Here is a 20573-nt window from a genome sequence, read left to right on the forward strand (position 1 = left end):
TGCTGTTATGTCTTGTGCAGGAAAATTCGTTCGTCATCAAAAATATCTAAATCAGGCGATAACAATTTGATGTAGCGATCAAAATAGAGAAACTGTTTTAGCAGCAGCGTGAACTCTCTCGGAAAACGGATGCCGTATTTTCTACCGATATTGGAAATTTGCAGTGTGATGGTGTTTAAAAAATCGTTGTTGCTGTCGTCGTTTTCAAATTGTTGGTACAGCTGTTCCAAGTCTTTAGCTAGCGCGGAAATATTGACAACGCGATTGGTAGCGCCAATGCCAGCCATGGCGGTAGCAATGGCATGAAAGTCTTTGGCGGGCACTGAAGCGATCAGAGCGAGTAAGGAGGCCCATGTTTCGGGTGAGATACGACCAACAATGCCAAAATCAATAAAGCCGATGCGACCGTCGTTCAGCATCATGACATTGCCAGCGTGTAAATCAGCGTGATAAATCTGACACTGCGTCAAACTTAAAAACCAAGTATTCAGCGCATCAATGAGTGCCTGTTCCGGATTGGCGGATAGCTGATGCACGGCCGCGGTGTTGGACAAAGCTGTGCCGTAGAAACGCTCCATGCTTAATACGCGTTTGCTGGAGGCGCTGGGATACACCGTAGGCACGGTAACTTGTGTGATGTTGTTGCTGTCTAAAAAACGGCGGTATAGCGCAATGTTCTCCGCTTCGCGTTTGAAATCACATTCTTCCAACATGCCGTTGCGAATTTCATCCACCATATCAGTGATAGAAGATTCTGGAATGTGTTTGCTAAGTTTTTCCAAGAGCGCAGCTGATAAGTGCATGAATTGAAAATCAGTGGCGAGAATATCTTCCACGCCAGGTTTTTGTACTTTGATGACAATCTCTTCGCCGCTGGCTAAACGCGCCGCGTGTACTTGCGCAATAGAAGCGGAGGCCAGCGGCGTTGGGTCAATATCGCGGAAGTGGCGCGAGAGTCGCGTGCCTAATTCTTGTTTGAGTACTTTTTCAATAGTTGCAAAAGGCAGTGGAGTGGTTTGATCTAAACAGCTTTGAAACGCTTCCACATAATCGTGCGGAAACAGCGAAGGCGAGCTGGCAATCAACTGACCGAGTTTGATGTAAGTAGAGCCGAGTGCTTCTGCAGTGTCGCGCGCCAATTCTGGCAGTGGCGTGTCGCGGTGGCGCAACCAGCGCCAGCCACTTTTTTGCAGGGCAAAACTGGTTTGGCCGATGCGGCGGGCGGCGTGGTATCCGGTGCGAATTCTGTCGAGCACGGCGCTTGTCTCTCGATGGGCATCTGGTCATTATGCACGGCGATGGCAGAGGGGCAACCATTGGCGTGAAATCAAAAAATACAGCGTGTTTTTCTGATGCTTTGCGTGAAGCGCGTCACAATCATCACCGTATATTGATCGTGCTGTCTGGATCACGCGTTTGGTGCAAAAAAATAGCAGATGCTTGGTATGCCGCTGCAAAGCAACGCGTGTGGATAGGTGACACTTCGAAATATATAGATGCCATTTCTGCGGCAAAAGCCAAACAAGTATTAGGAAGTGAATATTCGTTGGCAGTGCTGGATGCGCACGCAGGCTTGTCGCCGGATTGCCTCGCTGCGGTGAGTGGCACAGTTGTTGCTGGTGGCGTGCTGGTTTTGCTAACGCCGGTTTGGGATCAGTGGGGGACGGTGCCAGATTTGGATTATGTGCGCTTGGCAAGCTATCCACATGAAGTGAGCAGTTTGTCATCTTATTTTCTGCTGCACATCAAAAAATCCGTGGCTGAGTTTTCTGAAAACAGCACGGTGGTTTTTCATTGGCGGCAAGGCTGCGAGCGTGATGACGCGCTGTTGCATCTATCGCATGCATTTGATTTTTCTGCACTGGATGCCGTTAAAAAAACAGATACGCCAACGGTTGCACAGCAGCGTTGCCTTGAACAGTTGATGCTGCATTCTGGTATTTCGGTGTTATTTGCCGATCGTGGTTGCGGCAAGTCGGCGACGCTGGGTTTTGCTGCAGCAGCGTGGAAGAAAAAAGGGAAATCCGTATTGCTGGTTGCGCCGTCGCGCACTGCTGCACGCAGTGTGTTTCGTTATGCGGAAAGTGATTTGCCGTTTTGCGCGCCAGATTATTTATTGGCAGATGCAACGATCACCGCTGATATGTTGTTGATCGACGAGGCGGCGGCTATTCCTCTGTCGATGTTATTTGCTTTGTTAGCGCGCTTTCCGCATGTGGTTTTGGCGACCACGACCGATGGTTACGAAGGCACGGGGCAGGGTTTTGTGCTGCGTTTTTTGCGCGAGCTTGATCGTCGTTTTTTATCGTGGCAGCGTTTGGTGCTGGATGCCCCGATGCGTTGGGCGGCAGACGATCCGCTGTCACACTGGCTGTATGCAACATTGTTATTGGATGCAAAAGAGCCTGTGTTTGCTGAACGAGACAATGATCTCCCGCTGACTTTTGAATTAGTCTCACAGCAATGCTTGTCGCAAAATAAAATTTTATTAAGAGAGATTTACGGTTTATTGCGTTCTGCCCACTACCGCACTACGCCAGATGATTTGCGGTTTTTGTTGGATGCGCCGACTGTTTCACTTTATCGCTTGGTGCGGCATGCACAGACGCTGGCCGTTGCGCTGTTGATAGAAGAGGGTAGCTTGGATGCTGAAATGGCAGAAGAAATAGCAGCAGGTCGTCGTCGTCCGCGCGGGCATTTGTTGGTGCAGAGTTTGGCAGTGCATTTGCAGCAGCCACAGTTTTTGCAGCAGCGCGTGAGTCGTGTAGTGCGCATTGCCGTACACACGCAATATCAGTCACAGGGTTTAGGTTCGCAGTTGTTACAAGCGATATTGCAGGAGCAGAAAAAGTGTGGCGTTTGTGCGGTGGGCAGCAGCTTTAGTGCGGCACCGGATGTGCTGCGCTTTTGGCAAAAAAATGGTTTTGAATTATTGCGCGTGGGGCATCGCCGTCAGGCAGCCAGTGCCGAGCCGTCGGCACTGGTGCTGAAGGTGTTTTGAGATTAACGCTTGCTGACGGGAACAAAATCGCGCTGTGGGCTGCCGGTATACAACTGGCGCGGACGACCAATTTTGTACGGTGAACACAGCATTTCGTTCCAATGCGAGATCCAGCCCACAGTGCGCGCCAAGGCAAAAATTACCGCGAACATGCTGGTGGGAATGCCGATGGCTTTCAGGATAATGCCTGAATAGAAATCGACATTCGGATACAGTTTTTTCTCAATGAAATAGCTGTCGGAGCGGGCGATTTCTTCCAACTTCATTGCCAGTTCCAGTTGCGGATCATTGATACCCAGAGCGGCTAACACTTCATCGCAGGTTTTTTTCATCACTTTGGCGCGTGGGTCAAAGTTTTTGTAAACGCGGTGACCAAAACCCATCAACTTAAAGTTGTCGTTTTTATCTTTGGCTTTGGCAATGTATTTATCTACATTTTTGACCGAGCCAATTTCACCCAACATTTGCAGTACAGCTTCGTTGGCGCCGCCGTGTGCAGGTCCCCACAGCGCAGCAATGCCGGAAGCGATACAGGCGTAAGGGTTGGCGCCCGTAGAACCCGCCAAGCGCACGGTGGAAGTGGAAGCATTTTGCTCGTGATCGGCGTGCAGAATAAAAATGCGATCCATGGCTTTGGCCAGAATTGGATTCACTTCGTAATCGCCCGCCGGCACGGCGAACATCATGTTGAGAAAGTTAGCCGCGTAATCCATATCATTTTGTGGATACACAAAAGGCTGACCGACATTGTATTTGTAGCACATGGCTGCAATTGTTGGCATTTTGGCAATCAAACGAATCGCAACAGACTCACGGTGTTCGGCATTGGTTACATCCAGTGTGTCATGGTAGAAAGCAGACAGTGCACCGACTACGCCGCACATAACGGCCATTGGGTGCGCGTCGCGGCGAAAGCCTTCAAAGAATTTGTGGATTTGGTCGTGCACCATCGTGTGTTGCGTCACGCGTGCATCAAAATCTTTTTTCTGTTGTGCGCTGGGCAATTCGCCCTTCAGCAACAGGTAGCAAGTTTCAAGATAGTCCGATTCTTCAGCCAGTTGCTCAATCGGGTAGCCGCGGTGCAGCAGGATGCCTTTATCGCCATCAATAAAAGTGATTTTTGACTCGCAAGCAGCCGTAGCCATGAAACCTGGGTCATAAGTGAAGTGGCCGCCTTGCGCAAGAATAGCTTGTACATCAATGACATCAGGACCGACAGAGCCAGAGTGGATGGGCAGAGTGATGGGGTCGCGACCGTCGATGGTGAGGGTGGCTTTCTTTTCAGACATGAGAGGCTCCTGTAGTAGGAAGTACAACTAGGCGAGAACAGGCAGGTGAAATATAAAACTCAAAGACCTGCAAAAAAAATGCATGCGGGAAGGGTGCGTGCAGAACCCTCGCAACTATAGGGCGATTCCGCATTTTGTCAATAAATTACAAAAGCTTTCCGAGGCTTGTGCGGCCTGTATTTCTGCGTATTTGCGCAGATTTTGGGGGTTTGTCATGTAAAAGCTGTGGTCATATAATGCGCGCCGTACTTAGGTACCCCTCCCTCCTTTTAGATCCTAAATTTGAGGACTTCCTGTGATAGACAAGCGTCCCGTGAACCTAGATATAGGCACGATTAAGTTACCAATTTCCGCTCTGGTTTCTATTTTGCACCGTGTTTCCGGTGTGGCTCTGATTGGCGCGATCGCCATTTTACTGGGTCTACTGGATTACTCCTTGCGCTCGGCGGAAGATTTTGCCGCTGCCGTTGCCTGTTTGGACTCCGTGCCGATGAAGCTGCTGCTGCTGGCAGTTTTGGCGGCGTTTATTTACCACTTGATGGCCGGTATTCGGCACTTGGTAATGGAGTTTGGTTTTGGTGAATCGCTGGAAGGCGGCAGAAAAAGTGCGGCTGCAGTGATTGCTGTGACTGTTATTGGCGTTGTGTTGGCGGGGGTGTGGTTATGGTAAGAACAGTTACCAGTTTTGGTCGCAGTGGCCTGTCGGATTTTCTGCTGCAGCGTATTTCAGGCGTGGTTATTGCCGCGTACTTCTTCTTTATTGTCGGTTGGTTGTTGACGCACAAGGGTGTGGATTACCCCACATGGTTGAGCTTGCACCAACTCACCAGCATGAAAATCTTTAACACCGCGAGTTTGTTGTCGGTGGTTGTACACGCTTGGATCGGCATTTGGGTGGTGTTGACGGACTATGTCACGGTGCGTTTATTGGGTGAAAAGGCGACCGCTTTGCGCCTGACTTTCGAAATCATCGCCATTGGCGTTCTAGTTGCTTATACCCTCTGGGGTCTTGCTATTGTGTGGAGGGTATAAGAGATGGCTGCAGCTTCTCGTATCGACAATATTCGTACGCTGACTTTCGACGCCGTTATCGTCGGCGGCGGTGGTTCCGGTATGCGCGCTTCTTTGCAACTGGCGCAGGCTGGTCTGAAAGTTGCGGTGTTGACCAAAGTATTCCCCACGCGCTCGCACACCGTCGCGGCGCAGGGTGGCATCGGTGCTTCACTGGGCAACATGAGTGAAGATAACTGGCACTACCATTTTTATGACACCGTTAAGGGTTCGGATTGGTTGGGTGATCAGGACGCCATTGAGTTCATGTGTCGTGAAGCACCAAAAGTGGTGTATGAACTGGAACACATGGGCATGCCGTTCGACCGCAACCCAGATGGCACTATTTATCAGCGTCCTTTCGGTGGTCACACATCGAACTACGGCGAAAAACCCGTGCAGCGCGCTTGCGCAGCGGCTGACCGCACCGGTCACGCGCTGTTGCACACGCTGTATCAAAAGAACCTTGAAGCCAACACGCAGTTTTTTGTCGAGTGGATTGCGCTGGATTTGGTGCGCGATGCCGATGGCGATGTGCTGGGTGTTGTCGCGATGGAATTGGAAACGGGTGAAATTTCCGTTTTCCACGCCAAGTGCACCTTGTTTGCAACCGGCGGTGCTGGACGCATTTACGCCGCTTCTACCAACGCCTATATCAATACCGGTGACGGTTTGGGTATTGCTGCGCGTGCGGGCATTCCTTTGCAAGACATGGAGTTCTGGCAATTCCACCCAACTGGTGTTGCTGGTGCCGGTGTATTGCTGACCGAAGGTTGCCGTGGTGAAGGCGGTATTTTGCGCAACGCCGCAGGCGAGCGTTTCATGGAGCGCTACGCACCGAACCTGAAAGATTTGGCGCCGCGCGATTTCGTTTCACGCTCCATGGACCAAGAGATTAAAGAAGGTCGCGGTTGCGGCCCGAACAAGGACTATGTGGTGTTGGATCTCACGCACTTGGGTGTGGACACCATCATGAAACGCCTGCCTTCGGTGCACGAAATCGGCCTCAATTTTGCCAATGTTGATGTCACCAAAGAACCGATTCCCGTGGTGCCAACCATCCATTATCAAATGGGCGGTATTCCCACCAATATGCACGGCCAAGTTGTGGTGCCGAAAGATGGCGACGATCGCAGTGTGGTGAAAGGTTTTTACGCCATCGGCGAATGCGCTTGTGTTTCTGTGCACGGTGCTAACCGCTTGGGTACCAACTCACTGTTGGATTTGATTGTCTTCGGCAAATCAGCCGGCAATCACATCATCGAAACCGTGCGTAATGCCCCAGCTCACAAACCGCTGCCAGATAATGCGCTGGACGCAACTGTGGCGCGTATTGAGCGCTTGAATAACTCTAAATCTGGCGAGTATGCACAAGATATTGCCAACGATTTGCGCCGCGACATGCAGGCTCACGCCGGTGTATTCCGCACGCAGGCTTTGTTGGAAGAGGGTGTACAGAAAGTGCTTGAAATTGAAAAGCGCATTCCGAATATTCACCTCAATGACAAATCACAAGTGTTTAACACCGCGCGCATTGAAGCCTTGGAGTTGGAAAATCTCATCGAAGTGGCCAAGGCAACCATTATTTCTGCAGCGGCACGCAAAGAATCTCGCGGTGCTCACGCACACAATGATTACCCAGCGCGCGACGATCAGAACTGGATGAAACACACCTTGTGGTACAAACAAGATAATCGTTTAGCGTACAAGCCTGTACAACTGAAGCCGTTGTCTGTGGATTCTGTACCGCCAGTTGCGCGTACGTTCTAACGAATATTCAACCTATTTCTGAATTCGAGAGAGCATTGAAATGAGCAGCAAGAGAATTTTTGAAGTTTACCGTTACGATCCAGACAAAGACAAAGAACCGTACATGCAGCGCTATGAGCTGGAGTTGGACGGCTCTGAGCGCATGTTGTTGGACGCGTTGATCAAACTAAAAAAGTTGGATGAATCACTGACTTTTCGCCGTTCTTGCCGTGAAGGTATTTGCGGTTCGGACGGCATGAACATCAACGGCAAAAACGGTTTGGCGTGTTTGGTGAGCCTGAGCAGCCTGCCGCAAAAAATTATTGTTCGTCCATTGCCCGGTTTGCCTGTTATTCGCGACTTGGTTGTGGATATGAGCATGTTCTACCGTCAGTACGAAAAAGTGCAGCCGTACTTGATCAACAACACGCCGCCACCCGCTAAAGAGCGCAAACAGTCGCCAGAAGATCGCGAAAAAATTGACGGTCTGTACGAGTGCATCATGTGCGCCTGCTGCTCAACGGCTTGCCCATCTTTCTGGTGGAATCCGGACAAGTTCATCGGTCCGTCAGGCTTGATTCATGCGTACCGTTTCTTGGTGGATAGTCGCGACACTGCGCGTGAAGAGCGTCTGTCAAAATTGGATGATCCGTTCAGTGTGTTCCGCTGCCACGGTATCCAGAACTGTGTAGATGTCTGCCCGAAAGGTTTGAATCCAACACGCGCCATTGGTCATATTCGCAACATGCTGCTGTCCAGCGGTGTGTGACGAGTGAAGATAAACGCCGACACAGTTCGGCGTTTTTTTTGAATCATCATGGATAAAAGGAAATCATTATGAGCATTGCAGTCGGCCAAAAAATCCCTTCCGTAAAATTGAAATACGCTTCAGAAAAAGGGCCTGCGGATATCACTACCGACGAAATTTTTGCCGGTAAAAAAGTGGTGTTGTTTGCTGTACCGGGTGCGTTTACGCCCACTTGCTCGAATGCACATTTGCCAGGCTTCGTCGTCAATGTCGACGCCATCAAAGCGAAAGGCGTGGACACGGTTGTGTCCATGTCGGTCAACGATGCGTTCGTGCTGGGTGCGTGGCGCAAAAGCCAAAATGCGGAGCATTTGTTGATGCTGGCGGATGGCAATGCGGACCTGACGCGCGCGCTGGGTTTGGAGTTGGACGGCACGGGCTTTGGTATGGGTACGCGCAGCAAGCGTTTTGCCATGATTGTCAATAACGGCACCGTGGAGTTGTTGAATATTGACGCGCAGGGTTTGGAAAAAACCAGCGCGGAAGCGATTCTTGCAGCGCTGTGAGGTTTGACGGCGTCCAATTGGGTCGCTAGTCTGAGCCGATAACAACGAACTGACGGAGAGGTGGTATATGGCGGGTGTAGGTGGCGGCATTTTGTCGCCGGTCATGAAAGACAAAGCAGTACTCTACGCGGCGTATATGCCTTTCCTGCAGGGCGGTGGTTTGTTTATTCCCTCCACCAAAGCGTACAAATTGGGCGACGATGTATTTATGTTGCTGGCGCTGATGGATGAACCGGAGAAGTTGCCGGTGGCGGGCAAAGTAGTTTGGATTACGCCGAAAGGCGCGCAGGGCAACCGCGCGGCGGGGATTGGTGTGCAGTTCAATGACCCCGACAATACCGTGCAGCGCAAAATTGAAACTTATCTGGCCGGTTCACTGGAATCCGATCGCGCCACTTACACCATGTAAGCTCCTTGTTTCTCGATTCCCATTGTCACCTCGATAAACTCAAGCTCGACGGCGCAGCCGGCGGGCTTGCTTCTGCTATTGCGGCGGCACGCATGCGCGAGGTGCAACGGTTTTTGTGTATAGGCATAGGCTTGGGCAATCTCGAACGCGTGGTCGAAATTGCCGAGGCGTTTCCTGATGTTTACGCGTCTGTAGGTATCCACCCCAGTGAGTTTGTGGAGTCGGAATACCGTAGCTCAGATCCACGGCTACTGGCCGATACTCAGGGCGTGATAGCGCGTTTGCGCGCCTTGGCAGCTCATCCGAAAGTCATTGCCATCGGTGAAACCGGGCTGGATTTTTATCACGACGGACATGAAGAGCCTGTCGCTCAGCAGGCTCAGCTTCAGAGTTTTGAGGCACATTTGGCGCTGGCAAAAACTTTGCAGTTGCCTGTAGTCGTGCACACCCGCAATGCCAAACAGATGACTTTGGATGCCATCAAAGCAGCAGATTCCCCGCACGCAGGCGTATTGCACTGCTTTACTGAAGACTGGGATATGGCCAGCGCCGCGATGGATATGGGCTATTGCATTTCCATCTCCGGCATCGTGACTTTCAAAAATGCAGACAATGTGCGCGAAGTAGCGCGTCAGCTGCCCTTGGATCGTCTGCTAGTGGAAACGGATTCTCCTTGGCTGGCGCCTATGCCACATCGCGGTAAGCCCAACGAACCGCGTTTTGTGGTGGATGTTTACCACTACTTGGCTGAATTGCGGCAAGAACCTGTCGAACAACTAGCGGCAGCGGTCTGGCAGAATTTCCGCCGTCTGTTTGCTGTGTAACGCCTTGCCAAAGGCTATCCATCTTCCTTGTTTTTATTCATAATTTTCCGCTTCTGAATGAACTTTATCGCTGTGCCTTGGTCGCATGGGAATTGAGGCTGAGTCCATTGTTGTGAAAAATTGTCATCCCTTCGTGTTCTGTATGCAGTCACCGCTGGAAGTCGTCCGTGCTTAATTCACCCATGGCGGCACGCTTGCAGTCTTTGCCACCGCAATTGGTCTTTGCGGTGGCTACTGTTGTTATTGCAGCAGTTTTTGCGTGGCAGGGCGTGGGTTTGTTTGCGACTTGGCGCGGCGAAGAAGTGTCCAATGCAAGGTTGGCGATACGCAGTGCAGGTAGCGCGGGCAGCGGTATCGGTTTAGAGCAGGTAGCCAAGTTGCATCTGTTCGGTGAAAAAATATCGCGCCTGTGGTTGAGCCGGTGCAGACCGATATACCTCAAACGAATTTGAAGTTTGTTTTGGTGGGAGCCATGACAAACAGCGATGCGGCGAAAGCCAGCGCGCTAATTGCAACGGACAAACAAACCAATCGTTTTTTTGTGGGTGACAGTGTGGCCACTGGTGTGGTGTTGCAAGAAGTGCGTGCCGATGCGGTGGTACTCAAACGCAACGGAAAATTGGAAACGCTGTCATTTCCACGCGCGGATGAATCCGCACCGAGCGCGCCGCGTAGAAGTGCTGGTTTGGATCGTGGCTTTGTGCGCCAACCTCAGACAGCCGTTGCACCGACTAATCGTCCACTGAATACACCTGCGGATCGTTTTTCACGCGGTAATCCTCGCGCCAATCTTGCTCCTACGGACAAGTTGCCAGTGCGCCCGGTGAATATAGACACTCCATAATTTTTAGCTAATAAACAGAAAGGGTTTTCTAGTGACCAAAATTTATCAAAAGAAAAACATGGCTTGTCGCTTGAATCCGTTGGCGGTGGCTTTATTGGTGGCGGCATTTTCAACGCAGGGATATGCGCAAACTACCGCACCTGTACAGCCGGCGGCTGGCGATCAGGAACAAAAAGTTTCAGTGGCATTTGATAATGCAGATGTGAAAGATGTGATTCGTTGGGCATCGGATCTCACCACTAAAAATCTCATCGTGCACCCTGGTGTGGCCGGTAAGAAAATTACGATTGTGGCGGGCGAGCCCATGACGCACGAAGAAGCGTGGCAAGTGTTCCTGTCAGCCTTGCAAGTGAATGGTTTGGCTGTGGTTGAAAACGGTGACACGGTGAAAGTGTTGCCAGAGCCAGAAGCTAAAACAGAGAAAGTGCCTGTTGTTGATGGCGAGAAAAAAACGGGTGGCGAAGATATTGTTGTTCGAATTATAAAAGTTAAAAACTTGGCTGCACAGCAGTTGATTTCTTTGTTAAAGCCGTTGACTCCTAATAGCGCGCATCTGGCGGCGTATCCAGAAAATAACTCGTTAGTGATTGCTGATCGTGCAGGAAATATCGCTCAAATCGTCGATATCATTAATCGTATTGATCAAGCGGGAACAGTCGATATTGAAATTATTAAGTTAGAGTTTGCTAGTGCAAAAGATGTGGCAAAAACGGTGTTGGATTTGGTGCAGAAAACAGGTGCTGCAAAAACTGGTGCTGCTGCGGCACCAGGGCGTGAGTTGAATATTACGGCAGATGAACGCTCTAACAGTATTTTGATGACGGGCGATCCTGTAATGCGTTCGCAAATGCGTAAATTGATTCAGCGCTTGGATTTGCCGCTGTCTGGTGAAGGCAATACACAAGTGGTTTATCTCAATTACATTACTGCGAAGGACATGTTGCCCATTTTGGAAGGTGTAGGTAATAACGCCAAAGGTGGTGCTGGCAAAGAGGGTGGCGGCGCACAAGAGGTCTCCGTAAATGTGCAGGCCTTGGAGCAAACCAATGCCGTGGTTATTACAGCGCCGCCGTCGATGATGAACACCATGAAAGGCGTGATTGCTAAGCTGGATGTGCGTCGACAGCAAGTGCTGGTTGAGGCCTTAATTGTGGAAGTGAGTGAAGATGTAGGGCGCGACATTGGTATTTTTTGGTCAAGCGATGGCGACAATGTCAAAACATCGGGTTTGTTTGGAACAAGAAATGCCACCATCACGAGTGATGACGCCTCTGGCAAAACAGGTTTGAATCTAGGTGGTTTGAGTTTAGGGTTTTTCGCTGGCGGTGATTTGGTGAGTTTGATTCGTGCCTTGGAAAAAAATACCAATGCCAATGTGTTGTCTACACCAACGGTCATTGCACTGGATAACGAAGAGGCGACTATCTTGGTGGGGGAAAGTGTGCCGTTTAAAACGGGATCGGAACGCGTTAACAGTACATCGGTTGTTGGCAACAACAATAACAACAACAATGATTCTGTTTATAACAACGACTTCGTACAGATCGAACGCAAAGATATTGGTGTTGAACTCAAAGTGACGCCGCGTATCAATCAGGAAGGCATTTTAACGCTGGATGTTGAGCAGAAAGTAGAAAGTATCAATGAGTCTGCCAATGTGGGTGGTGAGTCTGGTGCCGCTGACATTATTACCAACAAGCGCAAAATCAAGACCAAAGCATTGGTGAAAGATAACAATGTTTTGGTTTTAGGTGGTTTGATTCGTGATGAGGTTTTGGCATCTGAAAACGGCGTGCCATTCCTGAGTGAAATCCCTTACCTTGGCCGGCTTTTTAAAGGTACATCTAAGCAGGTGGTGAAGAAGAATTTGATGGTCTTTATTCATCCTAAGATTTTATATGACGATGCTGATGTTTCTGATGATACGGGGTATTACTACAACAATATTCGCGGCGTACAAAAGCGGTTTAATAAAAATGAAATGGACGATTCGATGAAAATTAATCGTACTTTGTCTGAATTGACGCCTTGGCAGCCGCCACGCCCAGGTACAACCGGTGCGCGTCAGCTCGAAGAGCCGCCACAGGGGCAGTAAGTTTGTATGCAAGACACTTTGGATCAAAATGATGTGGCACAAGACAACGCAGCTGACCAAGTGTCAGATGCGGAGTCTGTTGTTCGCCGCTTGCCCTTTGGCTTTTCTAAGCGTTTTGGTGTGCTGGTTGTTCCCGGTACATCCAATCCGGTGGAATTGTTATATCGCGAAGATGCCAGCATGCAATCACTGCTGGAGGCGCGTCGTGTGGTGGCGCAGCCAGTTGCATTCAAAAAACGGATGTAGAAAGCTTTAACGCCCAACTCGCACGCGCACACGAAAATAACAGCGGCGAAGCGATGCAGATGGTTGAGGATTTGGGTGACGAGTTAGATCTCACCAGTCTTGCGGATTCCGTACCAGATACCAGCGATTTATTAGAGCAAGAAGATGATGCTCCAATTATTCGCTTGATCAACGCCTTATTGACAGAGGCGGTGAAACAAAATGCGTCCGATATTCATATTGAAACCTTTGAAAAGCGTTTGATCGTGCGTTTGCGCACTGACGGTATTTTGCGCGAAGTGGTGCAGCCCAAACGCGCTTTGGCGCCGCTACTGGTTTCTCGTATTAAAGTTATGGCGAAGTTGGATATCGCAGAGAAACGCGTGCCGCAGGACGGGCGTATTTCACTGCGTGTGGCAGGGCGTGAAGTCGATATTCGTGTTTCTACTATGCCGTCCAGCAATGGTGAGCGCGTGGTACTGCGTTTATTGGATAAACGCGCTGGACGCTTGGATCTCAATGTGTTGGGTATGCAGCCGCGTGATCTTGCGCTTTTCTCAGAGTTGTTGAGAAAACCGCACGGCATTATTTTGGTAACCGGCCCAACGGGTTCGGGGAAAACCACTTCGTTGTATGCGGGTCTTAGCAGCATCAATGATGCCACCAAAAATATTTTGACGGTGGAAGACCCTATCGAATACAACTTGGAAGGTATCGGTCAGACACAGGTCAATACCAAGGCGGATATGACATTTGCGCGTGGATTGAGAGCCATGCTGCGACAAGATCCCGATGTGGTAATGGTTGGTGAAATTCGTGATTTGGAAACGGCAGAAATTGCAGTGCAGGCAAGTTTGACTGGGCACCTAGTGTTATCTACTTTGCATACCAATACAGCCATTGGTGCGGTAACGCGTTTGGTGGATATGGGTGTTGAGCCATTTTTGCTGTCATCTAGTTTGGTTGGTTTATTAGCGCAGCGACTGGTGCGTGTATTGTGTCCGCATTGCAAAGAAGCGCACCAACCTGATGAAGCTGAATGCGAATTGTTGCAAGTAGACAAAAAAAATCCACCTACCATTTATCACGCCATTGGTTGCGCTCACTGCAAACAGTTGGGCTATTTGGGTCGAACCGGTGTTTATGAATTAATCGCAGTTGATGACAAAATGCGCGAACTGATTCACAGTCGTGTATCAGAAGCCGAACTGACAGCCTACGCACGAACAAAAGGACCTAGCATTCGCGACGATGGTCGCGCGCGTATTCTTGCTGGTGAAACAACAGTAGAAGAAGTGTTGCGCGTGACGCAGGAAGAGTGACGCATGGCTGCCTTTAATTATGTCGCGCTAGATACTAACGGCAAGCAAACCAAGGGTGTACTGGAGGGGGATAGTCAGCGCCAAGTTCGACAATTTCTGCGTGATAAAGGTTTGGTGCCGTTATCAGTCGATGCCGCAACAAAGTCATCAGGCACACACAAAAGTTTAACTTTTAGTTTTAAGCTTGGTCAGAGCATCAGTGCGCGTGATCTCGCGTTGTTAACGCGCCAGATGGCAACGCTAGTGCAGGCGGGCTTGCCAATCGGCGATGTGTTAACGGCTGTCGCACAGCAAACAGAAAAGCCGCGCATACAAAGCATGATGATGGCGGTGCGTTCAAAAGTATTGGAAGGCTATACGCTGGCAAACAGTTTGGGCGAATTTCCGCGCGCCTTCCCTGATTTGTATCGTGCAACGGTGGCGGCGGGGGAGCATTCTGGTCACTTAGATCTAGTGTTGAATCGCTTGGCGGATTACACCGAAACCAGCAAAGAAACCAAGCAGAAAATTCAAGGTGCAATGGGGTATCCAATTTTTCTGGTGGTGTTTTCTGTATTGATTGTCACTTTATTGATGATCAAAGTTGTACCAAATGTTGTTGAAGTATTTAGCGGTACCGGACAAGAGTTGCCAGGCATCACGCAAGCGTTGATATCAACCAGTGATTTTTTTGTCAACTGGTGGTGGTTAGTGCTCTGTTTAATTGTAGTGCTCGTGGTGGCAGTAAAATCGCTATTACAAAGACCTGCAATGGCGTTGGCATGGCATAAAAAAATTCTTTCACTGCCGCTGTTTGGGAAGCTGGCATGCAATATCAACACTTCGCGCTTTGCCAGTACGCTGAGTATTCTTACTAGCTCTGGTGTGCCCTTGGTGGAAGCAATGCACATCGCCGGTGAAGTTATGGCCAATCGTTGGTTGCAAACGCGAGTAAGAGAAGCGACGCAAAAAGTGAGCGAAGGCACCAGTTTGCGCAATGCCTTGCAGCACGCGGGCTATTTTCCACCGATGATGTTGCACATGATTGCCAGCGGTGAATCAACGGGTGAATTGGATACGATGTTGTCCCGTGTTGCAGCCAGTCAAGAGCAAGACTTGCAGGCTTTTATCGCCATTACGATCAGCATTCTGCCGCCGTTGTTGTTGGTGATGATGGCTGGTGTTGTACTGACTATCGTGCTGGCAATTTTGTTGCCTATCATACAAATGAATAACTTAGTGGCATGAGTGTTCATGCTGTCGATTAACAAAACCGTGAGTGACAAGAAAATGGAAACATTAAAAACAAATCAAAAAAATATGCGTAGTGCTACATCAAAAAGACAGGTCGGTTTTACGCTGATCGAAGTCATGGTTGTTATCGTTATTCTCGGTATTCTGAGTGCGCTGGTTGTTCCGAATGTGTTGCACAAAGCTGCTGATGCACGCGTGGCTGCGGCAAAGAGTGATTTAGCGGCTATCGGGCAAGCCTTGGATATGTACAAATTAGATAACTCGACATATCCGACAACCGATCAAGGTTTAGAGGCGTTGGTGACGAAGCCTTCAGGCAACCCAGAGCCGCGCAATTGGAACCCCAGTGGTTATTTGAAAAAACTGCCAGAAGATCCGTGGCGCAGGGCGTATTTGTATATCAGCCCAGCGCAAGGTGCGCCTTATGAGATACGCACACTGGGTGCAGATGGGCGCGATGGCGGTGAAAGTGAAGATCAAGACCTGAGCAGCTTAGAACTTTAAAAGCGCGCAATGTCATTGTGATGAAAAATGCCATCGTCAGCAGAGAGGCCGGATTTACACTGGTTGAGTTGATGATGGTGATTTTTGTGGTCGGCATCATGGCGGGCTTGGTGGTCATGACAGTTGGCGGCAATACGAGCCGTGAATTAAAAAAAGACGCAACACGCATGCAGCAGCTGTTGGTGATGGCGCAGGATGAAGCAGAGTTCTCTGGGGAGGAGATTGGGTTTTTCATTGACGAGCAACAAAAGGCATACGGTTTTTTGTACTTTGATGAAAAGACTTTGGCGTGGCAAGCCTTGGAAAAAGATACATTTAATCAACGCAAATTGCCGGAAGGTATACAGGTAAACCTCGATGTTGATGGAGCGCCTATTGATTTGAAAAAAATATACAAAGACGCACTAGGAAAGTCTGAGCCTTTAGAGAATTGGCTGACAACAGGTGATAAGAAATCAGCCAAGCGAAGTAAAAATACACCCTCATTAATTTTCTTTTCAGATGGGCATTACACGCCCTTTCGCTTGCAAGTAGGCAATAAGCTACTAAAAGACACGGTGTTCTCTATCGAAGGGGATGGGTTTTCTGGTGTGCGTATCAGTAATGCCGAGACAGGGAGAAAGAAAACCAGTAAAAAAAAGAGTGATGCCAAATGAAAAGAAGTTCATCGCATCGTAATCAAAATGGATTTACCTTGATAGAAATCATGGTGGCTTTGGTTATCTTTGCCGTTCTATCGATCACTCTTTTGACGCGGTTGGGTGGAGATATTCGCAGCCAGCAACTGTTAGAGGAAAAAACACTAGCCAGCGTAGTGGCGGAGAATGTGTTGTCTGAATTGCGTATTAAGAAGGATTGGTCATCCGTATATGCAAGCAAATCCACCGTGGAAATGGCGGGAAAGAAATGGGATGTCAGCACTACCGTCAATGAAACAGGAATAGAAAATCTGAGACAGGTTGATGTTCGTGTTGTGGATACCAAAAACAAAAAAGGCGGTAGCTATTTTTTGACAGGCTTTATCGGGAAACACTGATGAGCGTGATGTCGATCAGAGGCAAGCGTATAAACAGCAAGGGCTTTACCTTGATAGAGGTGATGGTTGCTATTGCTGTGTTTGCTGTGGTGGCTGCTGGTGTATATCGCGTGTTATCGACCATGGTCGATAGTCAAGATCGCATCACGACACATGTCAATGCGTTGCGTGAATTGCAGCGTTCATTGCGGTTTATTGCCATGGATATGAATCAGTTGGTGATGCGCGATGTGCGGATGCCGGACGATAAACGCTCGCCGGCGTTGGTATCGGACAGTGACGACTATCTGTTGCAATTTACGCGGCAAGGTCTGCGCAATCCCCTGCTGGAAACACGCAGTGATTTGGAGCGTGTTGCCTATTCAGTGGGTGCCCCGCCGCATGACTCCACTAATCAGATACAGAAAAAACGCAGGAAGGGGAAGAGCTTGTTGCGTCATACATGGGGAGCGGTTGATCGACGCGCTAGTGCGAAAGAAAACATACAAGTGCTGTTCGATGATGTAGATGATGCAAGTTTAGAGTTCATGAATCCTAAAGGAGATTGGAAGAAAGAGTGGCCAGAGAAAAAATCCGATGGTAAAGAGCATGCGCGCACACTGCCAGTTGCCATTAAGTTGACATTGAAAACAGCGCAATACGGTGTGCTAGAACAAGTCTTTCAAGTGGGGGATATTGTAAAGAAAGAAAAAGTTCCAGTTGAGAGCGTGCAGTAATGTCCAAGCATGCTCAGCAAGGAATTGCCGTTATCACCGTATTGTTGGCGTTGGCAATAGCGGTGTTAGTGTGCTCAGAAGTGATTTCTCGCGTATATGCCAGCATGAAGCGCTCAGAAAATTATCTCAATACGCAACAAGCGTTGGAGTATGCGCTGGGCGGTGAAACGATGGCGCGAGAGATGCTCGCTGCTGACTTTGAAAAAGATAAGTTGTCATCGGCGAAATCAGACCATTTGCATGAAAAATGGGCGCAACCATTGCCTAAGTTGAAGGTGGTCGGTGGCTCTGTCGAAGTTGAAATCTACGATGTGCAATCGCGGTTTAACTTGAACAATCTCATTAATGCAGAAGGTGAAATTCAGGCGCAGCAAGTTGGTGTGCTGCAGCGTTTGATGACTTTCTTTGGTATTCAATCTAGCTATGCCGATTTGGCAACACGCTGGGCGAGTTATGATAATGACACTGGTGATTTATACGATTCAGATAAGACGGGGTATCGCGCTGCAGATACCCAATTCGGCGGTGTTTCTGAGTTGCGTTTATTGAAGGATTTTCGTGCGGAGGAATATAGGCGGATATCACCATTTTTGTCGGCATTGCCCGTGCCGGTGCGCATCAATATCAACACGGCTCCTGAGGCGATATTGCTTGCGTTGACGGATGGCTCTGAACAGAGTGTGGCATCGGTTAAGAGTTTTGTTGCTCAGCGCCAGCAACAGGAAGGCGGATATACCTCGCCAGATGTATTTGCCAATTTGTTGGATGTCGATGACAGTGGCGACGATGAGACGGATGGTGAAGATGCAGGAGATAGTGAAGATGTGATCGGTGGTGAAGACGCAGAGGATGAGGGCGGCGCCGATAATGGTGATAGCGGAAAGTCTGTGCTGGGCGTTAATAGTGAATATTTTGAAGTTCGAGTTATTGCGGAATATGGAAAAAATAAGCAATGGCTGGTGACTACGCTGTTTCGTGATGAGCAGACGGGTGAGATACGCCTGCTGGCTCGTGATATGAGTCAAAGGTTTTTGCTGGGTGAGAAAGCAAAAGACAGTAAAAGCGATACAAAAAAATCGAAAAATAGTGAATCAGAAAGCACTGGTTTTATTGGTGAATAATAGTTGATCCTTAATTGGTTACGAAGATGCAGCAACCTATAAATAGTGATTCAAGTAAACGGAGTATTGTCATTTCTGTGCTCTCGTTGCAGCCAGGTTTTTCGGCTGTTGATTGGCAATGTGAGTACGGTGATATTCTGAAGAGCGAGCAGGAGTGCGCCACTTTATTGCAAGCATGTCATGCAGCAGCGGCACTACAGGCTTCTGATGAAGGTGTCTGTGTGGATGTGGTTCTGCCAGCAGAATTGGCCACGCTACAGAGTGTCAGTTTGCCTTCCAAAAATTTGCGACAAGCAATGCAGGCGCTTCCGTTTATCGTTGAAGAGCAGTTGGCTGCAGATATTGAAAAAGTGCATATAGCCGTTGGAGCTCGCCAATCAAGTGGCTTATGGTCTGTTGTCGTGATTGATATGGCATTGATGTCAGCATTGTTGGCATGTTGTGAGCAAGCCAAGCTGAGATTGCGCGCTGTCTATGTGGATGCGCAGTTGCTGCCTGTTGCTAGCGCGGGTTTAACCGTAGCTATGCAGGGTAATCGTGTGTTGTTGCGCACGGAAAAAGAAATGGCAGCTTTTGAGCGGGAAAATGCCGCTGAAATGATTCATTTTTTTCTGGGTGACGCTACACCTGCAGAGGTAAAAATCTACTATTCGGCAGAAGATGAAGGGCAAGATTTGCTCGCACAGCAGTTGGCGACAGAGTTTTCAGCGCTCGGTGAAACGCGTGTTGAAATGGACTCAAAAATTCAAGTGTTGAATGGAGTCTTGTTGGATGCTGTGGATGTGTCGGCTATTAACTTGCTACAGGGCAAGTTCTTTGTACGGCAACCAGATGGAAAAGCGTCTTGGTGGAAATGGCTAGCTGTTATAGCTGTCTGTTTCTGGTTGGCTCAATGCGCATTGCAATTAGCCAGTGGCTGGTATTTCAATCACGCTGCCAATGCAATGGAAGAAAAAATGGATGCGCAGTTTAGGAAGGTGTTTCCTGATATGCGGCGTGTCGGCGGTGTGCGAAAACAAATTGAGTCGCAGTTGTTAGCTGGCGCCAGCAATGGAGAAGGAGGATCCTTTGCGATGCTGTTTAGCAGCAGTATTCAAGTGCTCAATGCAATGCCTGATCATGATGGTTTTGAAATCATTGAATTGCGCTATGACGATCAGCAGGGGCAGGTGGAATTAGAAGTAAAAGCCAAAAGCATTGATCAGCTAGATAAATATAAGCAAGTTTTAGGAAAGTCTGGGCTCACGGCAAAAATATCATCGGCCAATGACGGTGGAAGTGGCGTAGAAGGTCGTATGCAAATCAACAAGGCGCAATGAGGAGTTGATAATGTTGGAAATTTGGATGGCTCCGCTGAGACAAAAGTTTGATCAAATGCCAGCTAGTGATCAGCGAGCGCTGCTGATTATGCTGGCTGCTATTTTTTTGGCAGTGATTTATTTGTCATTATTGTTGTCGGGTGGTTATCAACAGGCGGCAGTTAAGCGTTATGCGTATGCGCAGCAAGACAGTCGTTGGGTAGACGCTAATCAGGCTAAATTACTTGAATTGGCGGCTGCCAGAAAAAAACTGTTAGAAAAAGGCAGTGATGAAGAGGGTTCTTCACTGATCAATCAAGCTACAGTATCCGCTAAACCTTTTGGTATTGCATTTAAACGCTTTCAACCGCAGGACGAAAACGGACTGCGGTTGTGGATTGAAGGCGCTGAGTTCGATATGTTGATGCGCTGGTTGGCGGTGCTAGACGAGCAAAATATCAAACTGAATCAATTAGAAATTGTTAAGCAAGAAAAGCAATCTGGCTTAGCTGAAGCCCGTGTTTTGATATCAGCACCCTGAAG

23 protein-coding genes are annotated in these 20573 nt (G+C 48.9%); 21 read left to right on the forward strand and 2 right to left on the reverse strand.

The window, feature by feature from the left end; all coding sequences use genetic code 11:
* Positions 1-5: 5 nt before the first annotated feature.
* Positions 6-1256, reverse strand: a complete 1251-nt coding sequence (locus tag IPK30_09805; GenBank protein MBK8103543.1) for an AarF/ABC1/UbiB kinase family protein — start codon at positions 1254-1256, stop codon at positions 6-8.
* 5 nt (positions 1257-1261) lie between these two features.
* On the opposite strand from IPK30_09805, the gene IPK30_09810 reads away from it, so the two are divergent.
* Positions 1262-3001 (forward strand): tRNA(Met) cytidine acetyltransferase, encoded by a 1740-nt coding sequence (locus IPK30_09810; protein ID MBK8103544.1) that lies wholly within the window; start codon positions 1262-1264, stop codon positions 2999-3001.
* Positions 3002-3003: 2 nt separating this feature from the next.
* Here IPK30_09810 and gltA read toward each other — a convergent pair whose 3' ends face one another.
* Positions 3004-4290, reverse strand: a complete 1287-nt coding sequence (gltA, locus tag IPK30_09815; protein ID MBK8103545.1) for a citrate (Si)-synthase — start codon at positions 4288-4290, stop codon at positions 3004-3006.
* A 295-nt stretch (positions 4291-4585) separates the two neighbouring features.
* Between gltA and sdhC the strand changes: the two genes are divergently transcribed.
* The 20 genes from sdhC to IPK30_09915 all read left to right on the forward strand — a co-directional run bounded on the left by sdhC (position 4586) and on the right by IPK30_09915 (position 20571).
* A complete protein-coding gene (gene sdhC / locus IPK30_09820; protein MBK8103546.1) occupies positions 4586-4960 on the forward strand; it encodes a succinate dehydrogenase, cytochrome b556 subunit in 375 nt (124 codons plus the stop codon).
* Positions 4954-5322 carry a succinate dehydrogenase, hydrophobic membrane anchor protein gene (gene sdhD / locus IPK30_09825; protein MBK8103547.1) on the forward strand — a complete coding sequence of 123 codons (369 nt, stop codon included), beginning with the start codon at positions 4954-4956 and terminating at the stop codon, positions 5320-5322. Before sdhC ends, sdhD begins: the two co-directional genes overlap by 7 nt.
* 3 nt (positions 5323-5325) lie before the next feature.
* Complete coding sequence (locus IPK30_09830) at positions 5326-7110, forward strand: succinate dehydrogenase flavoprotein subunit (protein MBK8103548.1); 1785 nt, start codon at positions 5326-5328, stop codon at positions 7108-7110.
* Between the two features lie 40 nt (positions 7111-7150).
* Entirely contained in the window at positions 7151-7858 is a 708-nt protein-coding gene (locus tag IPK30_09835; protein MBK8103549.1) for a succinate dehydrogenase iron-sulfur subunit, read from the forward strand.
* A gap of 68 nt (positions 7859-7926) precedes the next feature.
* Positions 7927-8403 (forward strand): peroxiredoxin, encoded by a 477-nt coding sequence (locus IPK30_09840; GenBank protein ID MBK8103550.1) that lies wholly within the window; start codon positions 7927-7929, stop codon positions 8401-8403.
* A 67-nt stretch (positions 8404-8470) separates the two neighbouring features.
* Positions 8471-8812 carry a PilZ domain-containing protein gene (locus IPK30_09845; protein MBK8103551.1) on the forward strand — a complete coding sequence of 114 codons (342 nt, stop codon included), beginning with the start codon at positions 8471-8473 and terminating at the stop codon, positions 8810-8812.
* A gap of 5 nt (positions 8813-8817) precedes the next feature.
* On the forward strand, positions 8818-9636 hold the full coding sequence (locus tag IPK30_09850; GenBank protein MBK8103552.1) for a TatD family hydrolase: 819 nt from the start codon (positions 8818-8820) through the stop codon (positions 9634-9636).
* A gap of 167 nt (positions 9637-9803) precedes the next feature.
* Positions 9804-10088: a hypothetical protein gene (locus tag IPK30_09855; GenBank protein ID MBK8103553.1), complete on the forward strand. Its 285-nt coding sequence runs from the start codon at positions 9804-9806 to the stop codon at positions 10086-10088.
* Positions 10085-10480, forward strand: coding sequence for a hypothetical protein (locus IPK30_09860; protein MBK8103554.1), 396 nt, complete (start codon positions 10085-10087; stop codon positions 10478-10480). The genes IPK30_09855 and IPK30_09860 overlap by 4 nt, the downstream gene beginning before the upstream one ends.
* Before the next feature lie 31 nt (positions 10481-10511).
* Positions 10512-12575 (forward strand): type II secretion system secretin GspD, encoded by a 2064-nt coding sequence (gene gspD, locus IPK30_09865; GenBank protein MBK8103555.1) that lies wholly within the window; start codon positions 10512-10514, stop codon positions 12573-12575.
* A 6-nt stretch (positions 12576-12581) separates the two neighbouring features.
* Positions 12582-12821, forward strand: a complete 240-nt coding sequence (locus tag IPK30_09870) for a hypothetical protein (protein MBK8103556.1) — start codon at positions 12582-12584, stop codon at positions 12819-12821.
* A complete protein-coding gene (gene gspE / locus IPK30_09875; GenBank protein MBK8103557.1) occupies positions 12716-14122 on the forward strand; it encodes a type II secretion system ATPase GspE in 1407 nt (468 codons plus the stop codon). The genes IPK30_09870 and gspE overlap by 106 nt, the downstream gene beginning before the upstream one ends.
* A 3-nt stretch (positions 14123-14125) precedes the next feature.
* Positions 14126-15349, forward strand: a complete 1224-nt coding sequence (gene gspF, locus IPK30_09880) for a type II secretion system inner membrane protein GspF (protein MBK8103558.1) — start codon at positions 14126-14128, stop codon at positions 15347-15349.
* 72 nt (positions 15350-15421) lie between these two features.
* Complete coding sequence (gene gspG / locus IPK30_09885) at positions 15422-15859, forward strand: type II secretion system major pseudopilin GspG (GenBank protein MBK8103559.1); 438 nt, start codon at positions 15422-15424, stop codon at positions 15857-15859.
* 20 nt (positions 15860-15879) lie between these two features.
* Positions 15880-16515, forward strand: a complete 636-nt coding sequence (gspH, locus tag IPK30_09890; GenBank protein ID MBK8103560.1) for a type II secretion system minor pseudopilin GspH — start codon at positions 15880-15882, stop codon at positions 16513-16515.
* The gene (gene gspI / locus IPK30_09895; GenBank protein ID MBK8103561.1) at positions 16512-16895 is read left to right on the forward strand and encodes a type II secretion system minor pseudopilin GspI; all 384 of its coding nucleotides are present in this window, start codon (positions 16512-16514) and stop codon (positions 16893-16895) included. Before gspH ends, gspI begins: the two co-directional genes overlap by 4 nt.
* The gene (gspJ, locus tag IPK30_09900; protein ID MBK8103562.1) at positions 16895-17611 is read left to right on the forward strand and encodes a type II secretion system minor pseudopilin GspJ; all 717 of its coding nucleotides are present in this window, start codon (positions 16895-16897) and stop codon (positions 17609-17611) included. Before gspI ends, gspJ begins: the two co-directional genes overlap by 1 nt.
* Entirely contained in the window at positions 17611-18732 is a 1122-nt protein-coding gene (gene gspK, locus IPK30_09905; protein ID MBK8103563.1) for a type II secretion system minor pseudopilin GspK, read from the forward strand. The genes gspJ and gspK overlap by 1 nt, the downstream gene beginning before the upstream one ends.
* Positions 18733-18758: 26 nt before the next feature.
* Entirely contained in the window at positions 18759-20051 is a 1293-nt protein-coding gene (locus IPK30_09910; protein MBK8103564.1) for a hypothetical protein, read from the forward strand.
* Between the two features lie 25 nt (positions 20052-20076).
* Positions 20077-20571 (forward strand): type II secretion system protein M, encoded by a 495-nt coding sequence (locus IPK30_09915; protein ID MBK8103565.1) that lies wholly within the window; start codon positions 20077-20079, stop codon positions 20569-20571.
* Positions 20572-20573 lie beyond the last annotated feature (2 nt).

The organism is Cellvibrionales bacterium, assembly GCA_016713115.1.
In the GTDB taxonomy this organism is placed as follows: domain Bacteria; phylum Pseudomonadota; class Gammaproteobacteria; order Pseudomonadales; family UBA7239; genus UBA7239.

Excerpts from the sequence above, each read along its gene's own strand:
- gltA (MBK8103545.1), bottom strand. The coding sequence starts at position 4,290 with ATGTCTGAAAAGAAAGCCACCCTCACCATCGACGGTCGCGACCCCATC.
- sdhD (MBK8103547.1), top strand. The coding sequence starts at position 4,954 with ATGGTAAGAACAGTTACCAGTTTTGGTCGCAGTGGCCTGTCGGATTTT.
- IPK30_09830 (MBK8103548.1), top strand. The coding sequence starts at position 5,326 with ATGGCTGCAGCTTCTCGTATCGACAATATTCGTACGCTGACTTTCGAC.
- IPK30_09835 (MBK8103549.1), top strand. The coding sequence starts at position 7,151 with ATGAGCAGCAAGAGAATTTTTGAAGTTTACCGTTACGATCCAGACAAA.
- IPK30_09840 (MBK8103550.1), top strand. The coding sequence starts at position 7,927 with ATGAGCATTGCAGTCGGCCAAAAAATCCCTTCCGTAAAATTGAAATAC.
- IPK30_09845 (MBK8103551.1), top strand. The coding sequence starts at position 8,471 with ATGGCGGGTGTAGGTGGCGGCATTTTGTCGCCGGTCATGAAAGACAAA.
- IPK30_09870 (MBK8103556.1), top strand. The coding sequence starts at position 12,582 with ATGCAAGACACTTTGGATCAAAATGATGTGGCACAAGACAACGCAGCT.
- gspF (MBK8103558.1), top strand. The coding sequence starts at position 14,126 with ATGGCTGCCTTTAATTATGTCGCGCTAGATACTAACGGCAAGCAAACC.
- gspG (MBK8103559.1), top strand. The coding sequence starts at position 15,422 with ATGCGTAGTGCTACATCAAAAAGACAGGTCGGTTTTACGCTGATCGAA.
- gspH (MBK8103560.1), top strand. The coding sequence starts at position 15,880 with ATGAAAAATGCCATCGTCAGCAGAGAGGCCGGATTTACACTGGTTGAG.
- gspI (MBK8103561.1), top strand. The coding sequence starts at position 16,512 with ATGAAAAGAAGTTCATCGCATCGTAATCAAAATGGATTTACCTTGATA.
- gspJ (MBK8103562.1), top strand. The coding sequence starts at position 16,895 with ATGAGCGTGATGTCGATCAGAGGCAAGCGTATAAACAGCAAGGGCTTT.
- gspK (MBK8103563.1), top strand. The coding sequence starts at position 17,611 with ATGTCCAAGCATGCTCAGCAAGGAATTGCCGTTATCACCGTATTGTTG.
- IPK30_09910 (MBK8103564.1), top strand. The coding sequence starts at position 18,759 with ATGCAGCAACCTATAAATAGTGATTCAAGTAAACGGAGTATTGTCATT.
- IPK30_09915 (MBK8103565.1), top strand. The coding sequence starts at position 20,077 with ATGGCTCCGCTGAGACAAAAGTTTGATCAAATGCCAGCTAGTGATCAG.